Genomic DNA, 18103 nt, shown 5'->3' with positions numbered 1-18103 from the left:
GCGTAGCAGCTAGACAGTACAGCAAGATCTGTCTCGGATTACCGTTTCGGCAAATACCTTAACGGGTTCACCGATTTTCCTTTATAGCGAATCTCGAAGTGCAACCGGACACTGTTTGTACCAGAGCTGCCCATAGAAGCTATTTTCTGCCCCTTTTTGACGCTCTGACGTTCCGAAACAAAGATGCGGTCATTATGCGCATAGGCACTTAGGTAGTCATCATTGTGTTTAATAATGATTAAGTTTCCGTAACCTCGTAGCGCATTACCTGCATAAACCACTTTTCCATCTGCTGAAGCGTTAATGCTTTGACCACGGTTACCAGCGATGTCGATCCCTTTATTTCCAAGCTCTGAGCTAGAGAATCCTGAGATGACTCGCCCCTTAGAAGGCCATTGCCAACTAATTTTTTCGGGGGCACCTGATGGTTTGTTAACGGTTTTATCAGTAGATGGTTTGTTTTTTGTTACAGGTTGACTGTACTCCTTCACTTTTTGCTGTTCAACATTTTTCTTATTTTGAGAAGATGATCCCGACTTATTTTGCGAAGCGATTTTTTGATTATCTTGCTTGGATTTAGCAGAAGATCCTGAAACAGCAGGAGGTGTTGTTGCCACAACTGCAGGTGCGGTTGCTGCACCAGCAGTCGCAGCAACCACCACAGCGGCACCCGCGCTAGCATCCTTCTTACCATAGGCTGGAGGAACATATTTCTCCCGCCACAAGTTCAGCTTCTGGCCGGGGAAAATGGTATAGGGTGCGCTAAGGTTGTTGGCAGAGATAATGTCGTTGACGTCACGATCTGTGACGTAAGCGATATAGTACAGAGTGTCGCCCTTTTGAACCTCATAGTAGCTGCCGCGGTAGCTACCACGTTCAATCTGTCCATAATCAGGGCCAACACTAGAGACAGGTGCAGGGCTTGTCACAGAGCATGCAGACAATAATCCCAATACAGAGAGAAATACTAAAATTTTCAACTGAATTGAAACCACTACCACCAAAAGTTACCTATGCCAAATCACCAGCTACAAGTGGTACAAATCGAACCGCTTCAATGGCTTTTGTTTCAAATTCGTCACCACTGCGTGTAACACGATACAAGGTTTGATCGTTCTCCCCGACAGGTACAATCAGGGATCCACCGTCTGCCAGTTGCTCAATCAGCGCCTGAGGCATGCTTGCTGCAGCTGCTGTTACAATAATGGCGTCAAAAGGACCTTTGCTTGCCCAACCTTGCCAGCCATCCCCATGTTTTGTCGAGATGTTATACAGCTCAAACTGCTTAAAACGGCGCTTCGCGACCATTTGCAGCTGCTTAATTCGCTCCACGGAATAAACATGCTCAACCAGTTGCGCTAGCACACATGTCTGAAAGCCCGATCCTGTACCAACTTCTAGAACACGACTGTCGTGTCGCAGCTCTAGAAGCTCCGTCATTTTCGCAACGATATAGGGCTGCGAGATAGTCTGCCCAAAGCCTATCGGCAGCGCATTGTTGTCGTAGGCTTGATGCGCCATGGCTTCAGAGACAAACAGATGTCGCGGCAAGCGTCCTATTGCTTCCAGCACACGTTGATCTGATATTCCCTGTTGGCGAAGTAGTTGAATAAGTGAATGCGAGTAATTCACTAATGTCACCCTTTGTTATTTCGTTGCGTTTGTAACCCAAAGATTCAGAGTGTCGATCGTATCATGCGCTGTCAGATCGACCTGAAGTGGTGTCAAAGAGACACAATTATTTTCAATGGCATAGAAATCAGTGCCTGGCCCAGCATCTTGCTTTGCACCCGGAGGGCCAATCCAATAAATCGCCTGTCCACGCGGATCTTTATCTTTGATCATGTCTTCCGCACGATGACGCGCACCCAACCTTGTCACCTGCCACCCCTGAATTTCATGCAAAGGAACATCAGGAACATTGATGTTTAACAGGCGATTGCGCGGCAATGGCATCTCTTTATCATTGAGCACCACTTTTTTTACCACCTGCGCAGCTGTATGGAAATGCGTGTTACCGCAAAGAGAGACGGCTATCGCAGGCACTCCCATGAAAAAGCCTTCTGTCGCAGCGGCGACCGTGCCTGAATACAGTACATCATCACCGAGATTGGCTCCGTGATTGATCCCCGTAATGACAAAATCCACTTTATCTGTGACGATCGCGTTCAACGCGACATGCACACTGTCAGTCGGTGTGCCCTGAACAGCGTAACGGCGTTCACCCACTTCGCGCAGGCGAAGCGGGTTTTCCAGTGTCAGGGAGTTAGAAGCGCCGGAGCGGTTTCTATCCGGGGCGACAACGGTCACCGTCGCGATCTCAGACAGCACTTCTGCCAGTACATTGATGCCGTCAGCAAACACGCCATCATCATTACTGATCAAAATGTGCATCTGATTCTCCCTCTGATTTGTCTTCCATGATTTCTCGCATCACCGCTGTCGCAAAGCATCCGGCAGGCAGAGAGAACTCAATCGTTAAGGTGTCACCTTCATGTTGCCAGCTCATTTCCTGAGGATAGAGCAGCAACGGGCGACGCTCATGACGCATGCGGTTACCGCGAATCACCGCCAGAAGATGTGGTTCAGTATCTACGATATCCTGTTCAAACTGCTGCGCCTCACCTTGAGTAGGCAGTGCATTGTCTCCGGTCATTGGGCCGGAGATTTGCCATTCGTGTTTTTGCAACTGTGCTTCCGCAGAGGCGACGTCTTCCACCACTTGGACCTGCTCTTTGTCGTCGATCAGTAAGTCGCCCAACATTGGCGTATGGCAAAGTTGCTTTTCGATCCGCGCAGACAACACTTGGTTGAACAGGAATGATCGAGCCGCAGACAGGTAGAAGCTGCGTTTGCTCTTATCACGTACTCGGAATTTATCCTGCCCCCAATCGCGCGCTGATGTCACGTTGTTACCATTACGACCAAATCGCTGGCTGCCAAAGTAGTTTGGTACACCTTGGTCGCGAATGTCGGCAAGGCGTGCTTCAATTGTGTCATCACCGTCAAATTCTGTGATCACTAACTTGAAGCGGTTACCAATCAGATCACCCGGTCGCAGTTTTTTGTCGTGACGGGCAGTGTCCAAAATGGCATCAACACCTTCATGTGTCGCGACAAACTCGCTTAAATCCGGATCTGGCTGCCCTGGCAAGTGCACACTAAACCATTGTTCCGTCACTGCGTGGCGATCTTTCAGACCAGCCCAGCTCACATCGCGGGATTTAACACCACACGCTTTAGCCAGCTCATTAGCAACGTATTTAGTGTTCTCGCCAATCTTGCGGATACGTACCAGAAAATGCTCACCGTGTCCGGCAGGCGTGAAATACAGTGTTTCGCTAACGAAAAAATCTTCTGCTTTGGCCTTTAGACGGCCAGTTGCTGCTGGCTGACCATGCAGGTAAGCCAGTGCGTTCATTACATCAGTCATTGGAATCCTTACGGATGATCACCACAGCCTCACAGGCGATGCCTTCTTTGCGGCCGGTGAACCCCAGTCGTTCGGTGGTTGTCGCTTTCACATTCACGTTGCTGACATCCGTTTCCAGATCCTGGGCAATTGCCGCACACATCGCATCAATATGCGGTGCCATTTTCGGCGCTTGCGCCATGATGGTGACATCCAGGTTACCAATCACATAGCCTTTTGCTTTCACTTTGGCGTAAACATCGCGCAGGAGAAAACGGCTGTCAGCCCCTTCCCACTCAGCGTCGGTATCAGGGAAGTGACGGCCAATATCGCCAGCCGCAATTGCGCCAAGCAGAGCATCACACACTGCGTGCAGCGCCACATCACCATCAGAGTGCGCGACCAGTCCTTGCTCATAAGGTACTTTCACACCGCCAATGATCACTGGGCCTTCACCGCCAAACTTGTGTACGTCAAAACCGTGTCCAATACGAATCATGTTTCTTCCTCACTTATCACTGGCCGCTATTGCGTTGGGCCAGGAAAAAGGTGGCGAGCGCGAGATCTTCGGGCTGCGTCACCTTGATGTTGTCTGCATGTCCAAAAACCAGCTTAGGTGCGCCACCAGTAAGCTCAATCGCGGAGGCTTCATCAGTCACTGCCAACGATTTATCCAATGCGGTTTCTAATGCATTCAATAACTGCTCACGCTTAAACATTTGGGGCGTTAAGGCATGCCAGAGTTGCTCACGGCACACTGTGGTTTCAATCTTGTTGTCTCCCGTACCGCGCTTCATGGTGTCTCGCACCGGACAGGCTAGAACAGCGCCATGGGTGTGACTAGTCGCCTCAGCAATCAGTGCATCGATGTCCTGATGTCTGACACAAGGCCGGGCAGCATCATGCACCATCACCCATTCCGCATCAGTTGTGCGAAGGCCAGCCAAGACGGAGTCTGCGCGCTCTTTGCCACCAGTTGTCACCACAACACGCTTATCACTGCAAAGGGATGTTGAATGGAAATATCCATCCTCTTCACCAATCGCAATCACGACCTTATTGATACTTGGGTGTTCCAGCAGGTAATGCACCGTGTGTTCAAGCAGCGTTTTATCTTCGATGGTGAGGTATTGTTTTGGCAGGTCCGCGCGCATACGCTTTCCTACTCCTGCCGCAGGGACAATCGCGACCACTTCAGGCGCGACAGATTGCGGCGAGCTCAAGGTTTCTTCACTGGCCGGGGTATTCATGTTTCTCTACTTTAAAGGCGAGAGGGCTAATCGCTGACAACCCGGAAGAAGGTTTCTCCCGGCTTGATCATACCCAGTTCATTGCGGGCGCGTTCTTCAATCGCTTCTTGCCCACGTTTGAGATCTGCTATTTCTGCGTACATTTGCTGGTTACGTTGGTGGAGTTTATCGTTGGCTTGAGCAACGGAATCAGCAACGGCGGTCACTGCAAGGTAATCGTCTACCCCGTTCTTGCCCCACCAAAGGTGATACTGGAGCCATCCAAACAATACGAACAGCAAGACTGTCAGCATTCGCATTGAATTTTCCTCCCCACACTCAACGAAATCAATTTGGCATTCGAGCCAGACGCAGAATATTACCCACAAAGTCTAGGCTCAGTGGGCACTTACATAAAGAATAGCGGTAATAATCCCACATTCACCCCTATCACACCAGCAGTGGCAGCAATAGAACAGCGAATTGCAGGCTTTTCGTAAATAAGTGACAGGAGAATGGTCAGGCGTTGAGGTGATAAACCGGATTGGGAAGCGCATCCAGCAAGCTAGAAAGGTCTTTTGCTGCAAACGCAAAGGTATATTCCGGTGGACCCGGTGTGTACATCAAAGATTCAAATTCAAACAACACGCTATCGACTATCAAGAGAATATAGTCTGGCATACCAAACGGGCAAACCGCCCCGGGTACACAGCCAAGACTTTCTATCATCTCTTCGTCTGAGGCAATGGAAGGTCTTTGCCCCACCAGCGCTTTGATTTTCTTACTATCCAATCTCGCATCACGATGCGTCAGCAAAAGCGCATGACCGCCCTTCTTAAAGTTGAGGAATAAGCTTTTAGTGGGTGTTGCTGTCCAACCCAGACGCTTGCCGACAATGTCATCGGTGGCAAAATCGAGGATGGGTTCATGTTGCCATTCTTGATAGCTCACACCACACTGCGTCATCAAACTGATATTCTTTTGCAGAATTTCATCCAACATCTGCGCCATTTATCCCTCCAGGCCCATCATCCATTTTTGCATCAAAAGAAATGCTACATAAATCATCATGCCAGCAACCAGAATATCAATGGTTTTCCGCACATTAGGCTTGGAAAGCACTGGCGACATTTTCGCAGCGCCCAATGCAATACCATAAAACCAGACCATAGATGCCAGCATAGTGCCGACTGCAAAGGCGGTTCGCTGCGCGGGTTCAAACTGACCGCCAATTGAACCTAATACTACAACGGTATCTAAATACACATGGGGGTTCAGCAAAGTCACTGCCGCGGCACCAATCAATACCGCCTTAAGTCCTTTGCCCGTTTTTTCTCCCTCCGACTCGGCACTTTCCTCTTCGCCAATCCAAGCACGTTTAAGCGATTGATAAGCGTAGGTCAGCAGAAAAGCTATACCTCCCAGCGTCACGACACTCAGCAAGGTTTCATTACTAGAAAGCATTGCACCACCGCCAAAAACGCCGAGGGCAATCAAAGCAAAGTCGCAGAGAAAGCAAAGTGTCGCCGTCGCAACATGATGATGACGGCGGATCCCTTGATTGAGGACAAACGCATTCTGCGCGCCGATCGGAATGATCATACTGAGCCCTAAACCAAACCCTTGTAATAAAACACTGCTACTCATCACTTTGTCTCCACATCCCTCAATATTGCTGAGGCACAAATTAGAGGGGTGACAAAAGTAAGTAAAACTAATAATTTTAATCACAGATAAGCAAAACTGATGAGACGTAGATGAAGGGATTAGATTACCGCTGGCTGGATGCACTGGATGCAGTCATCGCCAACGGCGGCTTTGATAAAGCAGCAGAAGCGCTTTTCATCACCCAATCGGCCGTTTCCCAGCGAATCAAACAGCTGGAAACTTTGGTTGCACAGCCCGTATTGATTCGCGAAACGCCTCCGCAGCCCACCGCCATTGGTAAAAAGCTGCTTGGCCTTCACCGACGTGTTCAACTGCTTGAAAAGGAAATGCTGCCAGAGCTGACACCCGAAGGGCTGGCAGGTCCTATTACTGTACCTATCGCCACCAATGCAGACAGCCTGGCGACCTGGCTGCTGCCAGCTCTTTCCCCGTTAATGAAAGCGCAGACACTCGAAATCAACCTGATCGTCGATGATGAGAGCCGCACGCTGAATCGCCTTCGATCAGGCGAAGCCGTTGTTGCGGTTAGCAATGAAGCCACACCACTGAAAGGCTGCGTGGCGGAATCTTTGGGGGTGATGGAGTACCTTTGCGTTTGCACCCCAGCCTTCAAAGCCACCTACTTTCCAGATGGCTTGAACGCAGAAGCGGTGAGTCGCGCTCCTGCTGTGGTGTTTGACCGTTTCGATGATATGCACACTCAGTTTGTGTCTGAACGTTTTCAACTGCCCACTCCCGGCTGGCGTAGCCATATGGTTCGCTCGTCTGAGGCTTTCGTCAAAATGGCCAAACTAGGTGTGGCGTATTGCTTGATACCCCGCCTGCAAATTGAGCCAGAACTCGCATCCGGGGAGCTTATCGATCTTTGTCCAGGCGATGGTGTCATCCGCCACCTATACTGGCACCATTTCGCGACGGAAAGTGGCGTATTGGCGGAGATGTCATCGGCCTGCTTAAATTATGCGCGAAAGACTTTCGGCGAAGGAAAAATATCCCGCACAGTGTGAATTATTTCCGCCTTGCCGGAGTCATAGCCATATAACTTCAAAAAACAACATGGAACCCAGACCATGAAAAAACACCTTATTGCTTCGTTAGTTGGTGCAGCCATTGCGCTGTCTTCACCGTTTGTTTCAGCCGCTACACCGGATTTCCCGCATCTGGAAACCATGGGAGTTGGTGAAGTTGTCGCCCAGCCGGACACCGCCACCGTGGACGTTGCCGTCTCACTTACCCGCACGTCTGCCCAAGCTGCCAAAAAGGCATCTGATGACGCGGTGGCTACGCTTTTGGAACGATTGGAGAAAATGGGGATTGCGCGTAAAGATATCGAAAGCGCCAATCTTAACCTTCAGCCTCAGTACAGTTATCCGAAAAACAGCGAGCCAAAATTGAACGGCTACCGCGCCACACGAAACGTGACGGTGACCGTGAGTGATCTGTCCCGGCTTAACCGTGTGCTGGATGGCGCATTGGCCGATGGCCTCAATCGCGTGAATGGCATCAGCTTTTCTTCGAGTAAAGAAGCTGAGCTCAAAGAAAAAGCGCGCATGGCAGCCATTGCCGATGCAAAAGCTAAAGCAGAGTCATTGGCAAAAGGCTTTGGTGAAACACTCGCAGGCGTTTGGGAAATCCGCTACATAACATCGACGCCGGTTCGCCCAACCATGATGCGAATGGCAGAGGCGTCCAGTGTTGCATCAAGCTACGATGACGCAGAAATCACTATCCGTGATCAGGTGGAAGTGGTTTATGCGTTAGGGGAATAAATGCCTGTCGTTAGCAAACCATAAATAGAAAAATGGCCGCTATTGCGGCCATTTTCCTTTCTGGGATAGACATTTGTTAGGGGGAACAAATCGTCAATCAATGGAGTATACGAGCGCGAAGGGTACCTTCGATCGCTTTGAGTTTCTCCAATGCTTTTTCAGAGTGCTCGGTTTCGACGTCGATCACAACGTAACCGTACTCGGAATTGGTTTGCAGGTACTGACCAGCAATGTTGATACTTTCTTCTGCGAAGATGGTATTGATTTTGGTCAGGATACCTGGCTTGTTCTGGTGAATGTGCAGCAGGCGCGACGTGCCAGTGTGCTCAGGCAACGATACTTCTGGGAAGTTCACAGAAGACAGGGTTGAACCATTGTCTGAGTACTTCACCATCTTACCAGCCACTTCGATGCCGATATTTTCCTGTGCTTCCTGAGTTGAACCACCGATGTGTGGTGTCAGGATCACGTTATCAAACGCTTGCAGCGGAGAAGTAAATGGGTCGCTGTTGGTTTTCGGCTCTGTTGGGAATACGTCTACTGCCGCACCGCCAATGTGACCGCTTTCCAATGCGCCACACAGCGCATCGATATCAACCACTGTACCGCGCGCGGCGTTGATGAAGATCGCGCCCGGCTTCATGCGCGCAAACTCTTCGCTACCCATCATGTCTTGGGTTGAGTCGGTTTCCGGCACGTGAAGGGTGATCACGTCACTCTTGTTCAGAAGCTCTGACATTGACGCCACTTGCGTCGCATTACCCAGTGAAAGCTTGTTTTCAATGTCGTAGAAGAAAACACGCATACCCAGGTTTTCCGCCAGAATACCCAGTTGGGTACCGATGTGACCGTAACCAATGATACCCAGGTTTTTGCCACGTGCTTCGAACGAACGGTCCGCTGACTTCATCCACTCACCGCGGTGAGCCATAGCGTTCTTCGCTGGAATGCCACGAAGCAGAAGAAGAATCTCGCCAAGAACCAGTTCGGCAACACTACGGGTGTTTGAGAAAGGTGCGTTAAATACTGGGATACCGCGCTTCGCTGCCGCAGTCAGGTCAACCTGGTTGGTGCCAATACAGAAACAACCCACTGCTACCAGTTTTTGCGCTTTCGCAAACACTTTCTCAGTCAGTTGGGTGCGGGAACGAATGCCCACGAAATGCGCGTCAGCAATTGCCGCTTCAAGCTCTTCACCGGCTAGAGAGCCTTTGTGATATTCAATATTGCTGTAACCTGCACCCTGAAGAACTTCCAGTGCAGTTGGGTGAACACCTTCAAGGAGAAGGATTTTTATTTTGTCTTTTTCAAGCGACACTTTAGCCATTGCAGTTCTCATCCTTAAAAAAAAACCTGTCGTTAAATTCGGTTTCCGTCTTCCAGACGTCAAAGGCCGCTTTTTGATAGGATTATGTCGGCCTTGTACAATTAGTGACTAAGGTAACAAAAATTTATTTGCATGGGTAAGAATATTACGTAATAAGTGCGAAAAAAAACGGCGCCATGAAGGCACCGCTAACTTATTGAGTTACTTATACGCAAACGTTTGGCTTTTGCTTCAAAAAAACTGAAGTGTTAACCCATTAACGCTTAACTGTTTTTAGCTTTTTACTACACCGTTTGCAGTACCTTCCAGCACTACATCTGCGCCACGGTTTGCAAACAGGCCAACAGTCACTACGCCCGCAATCGCGTTGATCTTGTCTTCCAGTTCTTTGGCATTGGTGATTTGCAGGTTGTGCACGTCCAGAATCACGTTGCCATTATCGGTGATACAACCTTCGCGGTAGCAAGGATCGCCGCCCAGTTTGACCAGTTCACGCGCCACGTAAGAACGCGCCATTGGGATCACTTCCACTGGCAGAGGGAATTGACCCATCACATCCACTTTCTTGCTGTCGTCGATGATACAGATAAATTTCTCGGAGATCGCCGCCACGATTTTTTCTCGCGTCAGTGCAGCACCACCGCCTTTGATCATTTCGTTGTTTGGATTTATCTCATCCGCACCATCAACATAAATGTCCAGACTCGCCACTTCGTTTGCATCAAAGACCGGAATGCCAATCTTCTCCAGACGCTCGGTAGATGCAACTGAACTCGACACTGCACCTTTGATTTGCTCTTTCATGGTTTCGAGGGCATCGATGAAGTGATTAACGGTGGATCCAGTGCCAACACCAACGATGCTGCCTTTGGTCACGTATTCCAACGCAGCCCAACCAGCCGCTTTTTTCATTTCATCCTGAGTCATGAGGATCTCCTGGGTAAATAGGGGTAATTCGCGACGCCGATTATACAGATCTGATTTTAGAGCGGGCAGATTTTTATAAACGCAGATCCCGTTATTCGGGATCGATACAGATCAGGTTAGATCGCCCACTTCCAATGCCTAGATGGCGTCAAAATCTCTGGTAAAGGCACGTCCCACGCTTCAACAGGAAGGTCATCAACCTGCTGGCAATCATGAGCGATACCAACGGGTTTTGCTCCCCGTCCTGATTCATACCAAGGTGCCAGTGTGCGATCGTAATACCCGCCGCCCATACCCAGGCGCTGCCCGCTTTTATCGAACGCCACAAGCGGTGTACAAATCGCATCAAGTTGCTGTGCAGGCAATACATCAAGCACGCTAAGTTTCGGCTCTAGAATACCGTAGCGGTTTGGTACCAAGGTGGACTTAGGATGATAGTGCAGGAACAGCAAATGCCCTTTGCTGAAAGGATGAATCACCGGCAAATAAACATCTTTCCCCTCTCGCCAGCAATGCTCAATCAGAGGCTGGGTGTCCAGCTCACCATCTACTGACAAATAAAGCGCAATTCGCTGAGCGTTGAGGATGCTGTCAGCTTGCTGAAAATGGGAAAGAAGGTTTGTCGCCGCATGACGCTGTTCGTCATCAGTCAGAGATTGCCTTTTGGCTCGGGTCGTTTTTCGCAGTTCATTGCGAAGAGAAGAAGTGTTCGCTTGCATCGGCTGTCCTTGCCGCAAAGCTAATGGGGATTGGCCCCGGAGTGCCGTTGGGATCTTTTGCCCTTGAACCCTGCGGTTCAAGGCGGATGAGAAGAACATACCGTAGGCTTCTCGGTACAAGCCGAGCCTGCTCAAAAGCATGTAACATCCCACCCTTAGATGTGCTTATCGGCTCAGGGACGCGGATCCGCTGACGCACACTCCAGGGTCAAACTGGTTCGGAAGGCTTATGCTTCCTTCGACGCGCTGTGTTTTAACAACGCCTCTTCAATCGTTTGCTGCAACAGCACAATTCGCTGTTCCATATCATTCTTATCGTCGGTGTTTTGCTGTCTTTCTGCACGCAATTCGTAGCAGATATTCAGGGCCGCGATAGTGAGCAGTTGCTCTGTATTCGTTACTTTAGTGCGCTCAGACAATTCGTGCAACCGTTGATCAAAGTCGTCTGCCGCTTCTTTCAGCGCTTGTTCCTGACCTGCCGGACAGTTAACACGCATTATTTTGCCAAGGATCTGAATTTCAACAGCTTGCGTAGTCATATTCTTTTCTGAGCTCCCTTCAAAGCGCGGTGTCGCACCCTGACGTCACGGGCGCAAACTATAGAAAATGGCAGATTAAACTTCAAGTCTATCCTATCGCGTATTGTCTCTCGACGGACTAAGCAGACGAAAAGTCGTCAATGTGATGAAAATCAGAGCTATCGTGAACCTGATTCTCGCTTTTGCTTTCTTCTATCGTGAAGAGAGGTTCAGTGACTTAGGACTAACTGGTAGTATACGGACAAGACAATTTCGGTACCCAAGGTGACCCCGTGACCCAAGTAACTTTACCTGAATACAGCAACATGGTTTCCACGCTTCGTGCTGACTCTCTGGCCGTAACGCCAGCAGAAATGCATGGCCTTCTGGCGGGAATGTTGTGCGGTGGACTAGACCCTGAGCTGGGTAACTGGATGCCGATGCTTTATGACTACACCAATGATGGTGCAGGCTGGCCACATGAGTCGAAAACACTGGCGGCAACCAGCGTTGGTCTGGCGAGCCAGCAACTCACTGGTGGTCAGATGGATTTCGAAGTGCTGTTGCCGGATGAAAGTGAATCTTTGCTTGATCGTGGTGATGCGCTGTCTGAGTGGGTAAGTGCTTTTATCGCAGGTATTGGTTTAGTCGGTATCACTGCAGGCAAACTGTCTGATGACTCCAAAGAAGTGCTGGCAGACCTGACGGAAATTGCCCAGCTTGGTATTGACGAGGACGATGATATGGAAGAGCAGGCATTGCTTTTCGAACAAGTCATCGAGCACGTCCGCGTCTGCGCAATGACGCTGCATGCCGAGCTTGGCATCAAGCCGCAGACCGAAGAAAAACCAACCCTGCACTAACAGATCACTGTCGGAGACTGACGCAGAATGGATGCTGAGCCATCAACACAAAATTTTGATGTCGTCATTGCCGGTGGCGCAATGGCAGGTGCCACTTTGGCATTGGCCATTGAGCAACTGACACAAGCAGGCTTGTCCGTGGCGGTGGTGGAAGCCGCCATTCCGGACAACAGCCACCCTGGCTATGATGCCCGAAGCATTGCCCTTTCCTATGGTAGCTGCCAGTTGCTCGATAACATTGGTGTGTGGAAAACCTTGTCACCATTTGCCACACCGATTAGCAAAATTCATGTTTCCGACCGTGGCCACTTCGGCCTAACCGAGATGAATGCCCGTGATGAAGGTCTGGATTACCTCGGTAATGTGATTGAGCTTGCCGACGCCGGGCGCGTTTTTCACCAAGCGTTGGGTAAAGCCAAAAACATCTCGCTGTTTTGCCCGGCTTTTGTCACTGATATCAAGCGCGAAATCGACAATGTCACTCTGACGCTCAATGATGGAAAAGCGCTGACAGCCAAGCTGGTAGTTGCCGCAGACGGCGCACTATCATCTTGCTGCGATATGGTGGGGATTGAACGCCATGAGCATGACTTTGAACAGGTTGCGCTGATAGCGAATGTCACCACAGAACTCGCGCATCAAGGCCGTGCCTTCGAACGTTTTACCGAAACCGGCCCTGTCGCCTTATTGCCGATGTCTGAAGGCAGAAGCTCACTGGTATGGTGCGTCAAACCTCATGAAGCGCCGGCTATGCTTTCCATGTCTGACGATGAGTTTGCACAAGCACTGCAACAGGCTTTCGGGTGGCGCTTGGGAAGGCTACTGCATGTTGGTCAGCGTGGCAGCTATCCGTTGATTCTGCGTCAGGCAACCCGTCTTATCAGTCACCGCTTTGCTGTAGTCGGGAATGCGGCACAAACGCTTCACCCCATTGCGGGACAAGGCTTTAACCTAGGCCTTCGCGATGTGGTATCGCTTGCAGAAGAAATCGCCAAAGCGCACGCTGATGGCAAAGATTGCGGTCAAATGCCTGTGCTTCAATCATACCTCGCACGACGAGAACCAGACCGCGATACCACAGTCGCCACGACATCAGGTTTGGTTCACGGCTTCTCCAACACCACAGCACCACTGATTCTGGGACGAAATCTGGGACTGGCAGCAATGTCGGTCTTTAGCGAATTGAAAGCACCATTGCTGCAACGTGCAATGGGCTTGGTAGAACGATAATGAAAATGACAAATGTAGACATCGCCATTATCGGCGGTGGCATGGTTGGCCTAACACTCGCAGCTGCACTGGCAGACAGCGGTCTTCGCATCGCAATCATCGAAGGCAAAATGCCGGAGCCTGAACTCTCTCCCCTGCCCGACCTTCGCGTTTCTGCGTTGAGCCGCGCCAGTGAGCGTATTCTGAAAAACGTCGGCGCGTGGGAAGGCATTCAATCCCGCCGCTCAAGTCCATATCAAAAAATGTCGGTATGGGAACAAGACAGCTTCGCCGCAATTGATTTCGATGCGATGGATTTGGGTCAACCCAACCTTGGTTACATCGTTGAAAACCGCGTTATTCAGCTGGCACTGTTTGAGCGCGTAAAGCAGCAACACAATGTCACCCTATTCTGCCCAGACCGCTGCGCCAACATGATGTTTGGTGAAACAGAAGCCTGGCTAACCCTTGAATCGGGCAGCGCCATTACCGCAAAACTCGTGGTCGGTGCTGATGGTGCAAACTCCTGGGTACGCAACCAGCTATCGATTCCATTAACCCATTGGGATTATGGACATAGTGCACTGGTCGCCAATATTCGGACCGAAGAGCCACATGATGGTGTCGCACGTCAGATTTTCACTCCGGATGGCCCGCTGGCTTTCCTGCCGCTGTCTGAACCAAACCTGAGCTCGATCGTTTGGTCGCAATCACCGGAAAATGCCGATGCTCGTTGCTCCATGCCTGAAGACGAGTTCAACAAAGCCTTGAGCGCTGCATTCGATCTCCGCCTCGGCCTTTGCTCGGTTGAAGGTGAACGTGCGTCCTTCCCGTTGAAGATGCGTTACGCGAGAGACTTCGTGGTCGAGCGCGTCGCCCTGATTGGCGACGCCGCCCACACTATTCATCCGCTAGCGGGTCAAGGGGTGAACCTGGGTCTTTTAGATGCCGCCACCCTGGCGCAAGAGCTGATTCGCTTAAGTGATGAAGGCAAAGATATTGGAGAGAAAACCAACCTCCGCGCTTTCGAACGCTGGCGTAAAGCTGAAGCCGCGCAAATGATTGCGGCAATGCAAGGGTTCCGCGATTTGTTTGCAGGCGAAAACCCAGCAAAGAAACTCATTCGTGGTATTGGTCTAATGGCAGCCGCCACACTCCCGGGTATCAAAACCCAGTTTATTAAGCGGGCACTTGGGCTGACAGGTGATTTGCCAAAACTAGCGAAGAAGTAGATTTATTTAAGGACCTAGAAATAGCATTCATACCATTGTGAAACGACAAAACGGCACTGAGCATTTTCATTTCCTCGATTCTGCTCTTCTCCTAGGACCTTCTGTCCTAACCACATAAAAAAACGGCGCCTTTCGGCGCCGTCTTCAATCTAAATCCGTTAAGGGTAAGCGATTACGCTTGGCCTTTAACTTCTTTCAGACCGTTGTAAGGTGCTTTGCCAGCCAGTGCTTCTTCGATACGAATCAGTTGGTTGTACTTAGCAACACGGTCAGAACGGCTCATAGAACCAGTCTTGATTTGGCCAGCCGCAGTACCTACCGCCAGGTCAGCGATAGTTGCGTCTTCAGTTTCACCTGAACGGTGAGAGATAACAGCAGTGTAGCCTGCGTCTTTAGCCATCTTGATTGCAGCCAGAGTTTCAGTCAGAGAACCGATCTGGTTGAACTTGATCAGGATAGAGTTAGCTACGCCTTTCTCGATACCTTGAGCCAGGATCTTAGTGTTAGTTACGAACAGGTCGTCACCAACCAGCTGGATTTTGCCGCCCAGCAGTTCTGTTTGGTGCTTGAAGCCATCCCAATCAGACTCGTCCAGACCGTCTTCGATAGAAACGATTGGGAACTGATCTACCAGGCCAGCCAGGTAGTGGTTGAACTCTTCTGAAGTGAAGGTTTTGCCTTCGCCTTTCATGTTGTAGATGCCAGCTTCTTTGTCGAAGAACTCAGATGCTGCACAGTCCATCGCCAGAGTGATGTCTTTGCCCAGCTCGTAGCCAGCTGCTGCAACTGCTTCTGCGATAACTTCCAGTGCTTCTGCGTTAGATTTCAGGTTAGGCGCGAAACCACCTTCGTCACCAACTGCAGTGTTGTAGCCTTTAGACTTCAGTACTTTCGCCAGGTTGTGGAATACTTCCGCACCCATGCGAACTGCTTCTTTCAGAGTTGCAGCGCCAACTGGCTGAATCATGAACTCTTGGATGTCAACGTTGTTGTCTGCGTGCTCACCACCGTTGATGATGTTCATCATTGGCAGAGGCATAGAGAATACGCCAGCAGTGCCGTTCAGCTCAGCAATGTGCTCGTACAGTGGCATGCCTTTCGCAGCAGCTGCTGCTTTTGCGTTCGCCAGAGAAACAGCCAGGATTGCGTTTGCACCGAACTTAGATTTGTTCTCAGTACCGTCCAGGTCGATCATGATCTGGTCGATTTCTGCTTGGTTTTTCGCGTCTTTACCTTCCAGAGCGTTAGCAATTGCGCCGTTTACTGCATCAACTGCTTTCAGAACGCCTTTACCCAGGAAACGTGCTTTGTCGCCGTCACGCAGTTCCAGTGCTTCGCGAGAACCGGTAGATGCACCAGATGGAGCAGCTGCCATACCTACGAAACCACCTTCCAGGTGAACTTCTGCTTCTACAGTTGGGTTACCGCGTGAGTCAATGATTTCACGGCCCAGAACTTTAACGATCTTAGACATTGTGTTTCCTCTCGTATGTCAATAGCTTAAGAATGCGAAAAGCGGCCGCACAACCTTCGCGACCGCTTCCTTTTTTCAGTTACAGCTCACCACGCTGATTTTTACCTGCCGCTGCCACGAAGCCTTCAAACAGAGGGTGGCCATCGCGTGGAGTAGAGGTAAATTCAGGGTGGAACTGGCACGCCACAAACCATGGGTGCGCAGGGTTTTCGATGATTTCAACCAGCTTTTTATCCGCAGACAGGCCAGATACAACCAGACCCGCTTCTTCAATCTGCGGACGCAGCACGTTGTTCACTTCATAACGGTGACGGTGACGCTCGTGAATCGTCGCGTTGCCGTACAGCTCACGTGCTTTAGTACCTTCTTTCAGGTGACACAGCTGCGCGCCAAGACGCATGGTGCCGCCCAAATCTGATTTTTCAGTACGCTCTTCAACTTTACCTTCGCCATCCACCCACTCGGTGATCAGGCCAACAACAGGGAACTTGCTACCCTTGTCGAATTCAGTAGAGTTCGCGCCTTCCATGCCTGCAACGTTACGCGCGTATTCGATCAGCGCAACCTGCATGCCCAGACAGATGCCAAGGTAAGGCACTTTGTTTTCGCGAGCGTATTTCGCTGCCAGAATCTTGCCTTCTACACCACGGTCACCAAAGCCACCTGGAACAAGAATCGCGTCCAGACCTTGCAGTGCTTCGTCGCCTTTTGTTTCTACGTCTTGAGAGTCAACATACTTGATGTTCACCGTCAGACGGTTTTTCAGGCCACCGTGTTTCAGTGCTTCGTTTACAGACTTGTATGCATCTGGCAGTTCGATGTATTTGCCAACCATACCGATAGTCACTTCACCGGTTGGGTTCGCTTCTTCAAAAATAACTTGTTCCCATTCAGACAGGTCAGCTTCTGGCGCTGTGATGCCGAAACGGGTACAAATCAGGTCATCAAGACCTTGAGAACGGATCAGTGAAGGGATCTTGTAGATGGAATCTACGTCCTTCATCGAAATCACTGCTTTTTCCTGCACGTTACAGAACAGCGCAATCTTAGAGCGCTCGTTCGCAGGAATCACACGATCACTACGGCAAACCAGAATGTCTGGCTGAATACCGATAGACAGCAGTTCTTTCACTGAGTGTTGGGTTGGTTTGGTTTTCACTTCACCGGCTGCTGCCAGATAAGGAACCAGCGTCAGGTGCATGAACATCGCACGCTCGCGACCCAGTTCTACCGCCAATTGACGGATAGCTTCAAGGAACGGCAGTGATTCGATATCACCTACGGTGCCACCGACTTCAACGATAGCAACGTCGTGACCTTCGCCACCGGCAAGCACGCGTTCTTTAATAGAGTTGGTGATGTGTGGAATAACCTGAATGGTCGCACCCAGGTAGTCGCCGCGGCGCTCTTTGCGCAGTACGTCAGCGTATACACGGCCTGACGTAAAGTTGTTGCGTTTGGTCATCTTGGTACGGATGAAACGCTCATAGTGACCCAAATCCAGGTCAGTCTCGGCACCGTCTTCCGTAACGAATACTTCACCGTGCTGGGTTGGGCTCATGGTGCCCGGGTCCACGTTGATGTAAGGGTCAAGCTTCATCATGGTCACTTTAAGACCACGTGCTTCTAGAATTGCCGCCAATGACGCTGCTGCAATACCCTTACCTAGGGAGGAAACCACCCCGCCCGTAACAAAAATGTAATTCGTTGTCATGCTAAACCTGAGAGTTGGATTTAGGGGAAATTATTGGAAATC

20 protein-coding genes and 1 other RNA gene are annotated in these 18103 nt (G+C 50.3%); 5 read left to right on the top strand and 16 right to left on the bottom strand.

Annotation, left to right across the window (positions count from 1 at the left end):
* Positions 1-38: 38 nt before the first annotated feature.
* The 9 genes from nlpD to D515_RS07780 form a co-directional block, all read right to left on the bottom strand.
* Positions 39-1001: a murein hydrolase activator NlpD gene (nlpD, locus tag D515_RS07820; protein ID WP_002537584.1), complete on the bottom strand. Its 963-nt coding sequence runs from the start codon at positions 999-1001 to the stop codon at positions 39-41.
* A 10-nt stretch (positions 1002-1011) separates the two neighbouring features.
* Complete coding sequence (locus D515_RS07815; protein ID WP_002537583.1) at positions 1012-1632, bottom strand: protein-L-isoaspartate(D-aspartate) O-methyltransferase; 621 nt, start codon at positions 1630-1632, stop codon at positions 1012-1014.
* A gap of 15 nt (positions 1633-1647) precedes the next feature.
* Positions 1648-2394, bottom strand: coding sequence for a 5'/3'-nucleotidase SurE (surE, locus tag D515_RS07810; protein ID WP_002537581.1), 747 nt, complete (start codon positions 2392-2394; stop codon positions 1648-1650).
* Positions 2375-3433 carry a tRNA pseudouridine(13) synthase TruD gene (truD, locus tag D515_RS07805; RefSeq protein ID WP_002537580.1) on the bottom strand — a complete coding sequence of 353 codons (1059 nt, stop codon included), beginning with the start codon at positions 3431-3433 and terminating at the stop codon, positions 2375-2377. The genes surE and truD overlap by 20 nt, the downstream gene beginning before the upstream one ends.
* Positions 3426-3911 (bottom strand): 2-C-methyl-D-erythritol 2,4-cyclodiphosphate synthase, encoded by a 486-nt coding sequence (gene ispF, locus D515_RS07800; RefSeq protein ID WP_002537579.1) that lies wholly within the window; start codon positions 3909-3911, stop codon positions 3426-3428. Before ispF ends, truD begins: the two co-directional genes overlap by 8 nt.
* A gap of 16 nt (positions 3912-3927) precedes the next feature.
* Positions 3928-4662: a 2-C-methyl-D-erythritol 4-phosphate cytidylyltransferase gene (gene ispD, locus D515_RS07795; protein WP_002537578.1), complete on the bottom strand. Its 735-nt coding sequence runs from the start codon at positions 4660-4662 to the stop codon at positions 3928-3930.
* A gap of 26 nt (positions 4663-4688) precedes the next feature.
* Positions 4689-4961, bottom strand: a complete 273-nt coding sequence (gene ftsB / locus D515_RS07790) for a cell division protein FtsB (RefSeq protein WP_002537577.1) — start codon at positions 4959-4961, stop codon at positions 4689-4691.
* Positions 4962-5160: 199 nt separating this feature from the next.
* Positions 5161-5652: a YbaK/EbsC family protein gene (locus D515_RS07785; protein WP_039849747.1), complete on the bottom strand. Its 492-nt coding sequence runs from the start codon at positions 5650-5652 to the stop codon at positions 5161-5163.
* The gene (locus tag D515_RS07780) at positions 5653-6288 is read right to left on the bottom strand and encodes a LysE/ArgO family amino acid transporter (protein ID WP_039849746.1); all 636 of its coding nucleotides are present in this window, start codon (positions 6286-6288) and stop codon (positions 5653-5655) included. It abuts the gene before it with no gap.
* A 110-nt stretch (positions 6289-6398) separates the two neighbouring features.
* On the opposite strand from D515_RS07780, the gene D515_RS07775 reads away from it, so the two are divergent.
* On the top strand, positions 6399-7316 hold the full coding sequence (locus D515_RS07775; protein WP_002537574.1) for a LysR family transcriptional regulator ArgP: 918 nt from the start codon (positions 6399-6401) through the stop codon (positions 7314-7316).
* Positions 7317-7379: 63 nt separating this feature from the next.
* A complete protein-coding gene (locus D515_RS07770) occupies positions 7380-8078 on the top strand; it encodes an oxidative stress defense protein (RefSeq protein WP_002537573.1) in 699 nt (232 codons plus the stop codon).
* Between the two features lie 97 nt (positions 8079-8175).
* Here D515_RS07770 and serA read toward each other — a convergent pair whose 3' ends face one another.
* The 5 genes from serA to zapA all read right to left on the bottom strand — a co-directional run bounded on the left by serA (position 8176) and on the right by zapA (position 11590).
* A complete protein-coding gene (gene serA / locus D515_RS07765) occupies positions 8176-9405 on the bottom strand; it encodes a phosphoglycerate dehydrogenase (protein ID WP_002537572.1) in 1230 nt (409 codons plus the stop codon).
* 273 nt (positions 9406-9678) lie between these two features.
* Positions 9679-10332 (bottom strand): ribose-5-phosphate isomerase RpiA, encoded by a 654-nt coding sequence (rpiA, locus tag D515_RS07760; protein WP_002537571.1) that lies wholly within the window; start codon positions 10330-10332, stop codon positions 9679-9681.
* 116 nt (positions 10333-10448) lie between these two features.
* On the bottom strand, positions 10449-11051 hold the full coding sequence (locus tag D515_RS07755) for a 5-formyltetrahydrofolate cyclo-ligase (RefSeq protein ID WP_002537570.1): 603 nt from the start codon (positions 11049-11051) through the stop codon (positions 10449-10451).
* Positions 11052-11080: 29 nt separating this feature from the next.
* A non-coding RNA gene (gene ssrS / locus D515_RS25225) (6S RNA) lies at positions 11081-11263 on the bottom strand.
* A gap of 15 nt (positions 11264-11278) precedes the next feature.
* Positions 11279-11590 (bottom strand): cell division protein ZapA, encoded by a 312-nt coding sequence (gene zapA / locus D515_RS07750; protein WP_002537568.1) that lies wholly within the window; start codon positions 11588-11590, stop codon positions 11279-11281.
* A 272-nt stretch (positions 11591-11862) separates the two neighbouring features.
* On the opposite strand from zapA, the gene D515_RS07745 reads away from it, so the two are divergent.
* Genes D515_RS07745 through D515_RS07735 form a run of 3 tightly spaced genes read left to right on the top strand, consistent with a single transcriptional unit; the run spans position 11863 to position 14873 of the window.
* A complete protein-coding gene (locus D515_RS07745) occupies positions 11863-12432 on the top strand; it encodes a YecA/YgfB family protein (RefSeq protein ID WP_002537567.1) in 570 nt (189 codons plus the stop codon).
* Positions 12433-12459: 27 nt separating this feature from the next.
* Positions 12460-13662: a 2-octaprenyl-6-methoxyphenyl hydroxylase gene (gene ubiH, locus D515_RS07740; protein WP_002537565.1), complete on the top strand. Its 1203-nt coding sequence runs from the start codon at positions 12460-12462 to the stop codon at positions 13660-13662.
* Positions 13662-14873, top strand: coding sequence for an FAD-dependent 2-octaprenylphenol hydroxylase (locus tag D515_RS07735; RefSeq protein WP_002537563.1), 1212 nt, complete (start codon positions 13662-13664; stop codon positions 14871-14873). The genes ubiH and D515_RS07735 overlap by 1 nt, the downstream gene beginning before the upstream one ends.
* Positions 14874-15045: 172 nt before the next feature.
* Here D515_RS07735 and eno read toward each other — a convergent pair whose 3' ends face one another.
* Positions 15046-16347, bottom strand: a complete 1302-nt coding sequence (gene eno, locus D515_RS07730) for a phosphopyruvate hydratase (protein WP_002537562.1) — start codon at positions 16345-16347, stop codon at positions 15046-15048.
* Between the two features lie 79 nt (positions 16348-16426).
* Complete coding sequence (locus tag D515_RS07725) at positions 16427-18061, bottom strand: CTP synthase (RefSeq protein WP_002537561.1); 1635 nt, start codon at positions 18059-18061, stop codon at positions 16427-16429.
* Positions 18062-18103: the final 42 nt, after the last annotated feature.

Source organism: Grimontia indica, from assembly GCF_000333895.2.
Classification (GTDB): Bacteria; Pseudomonadota; Gammaproteobacteria; order Enterobacterales; family Vibrionaceae; genus Enterovibrio; species Enterovibrio indicus.
Note: the sequence above shows the minus strand (reverse complement) of the source record. Positions and strands in the feature narration are given on the sequence as shown.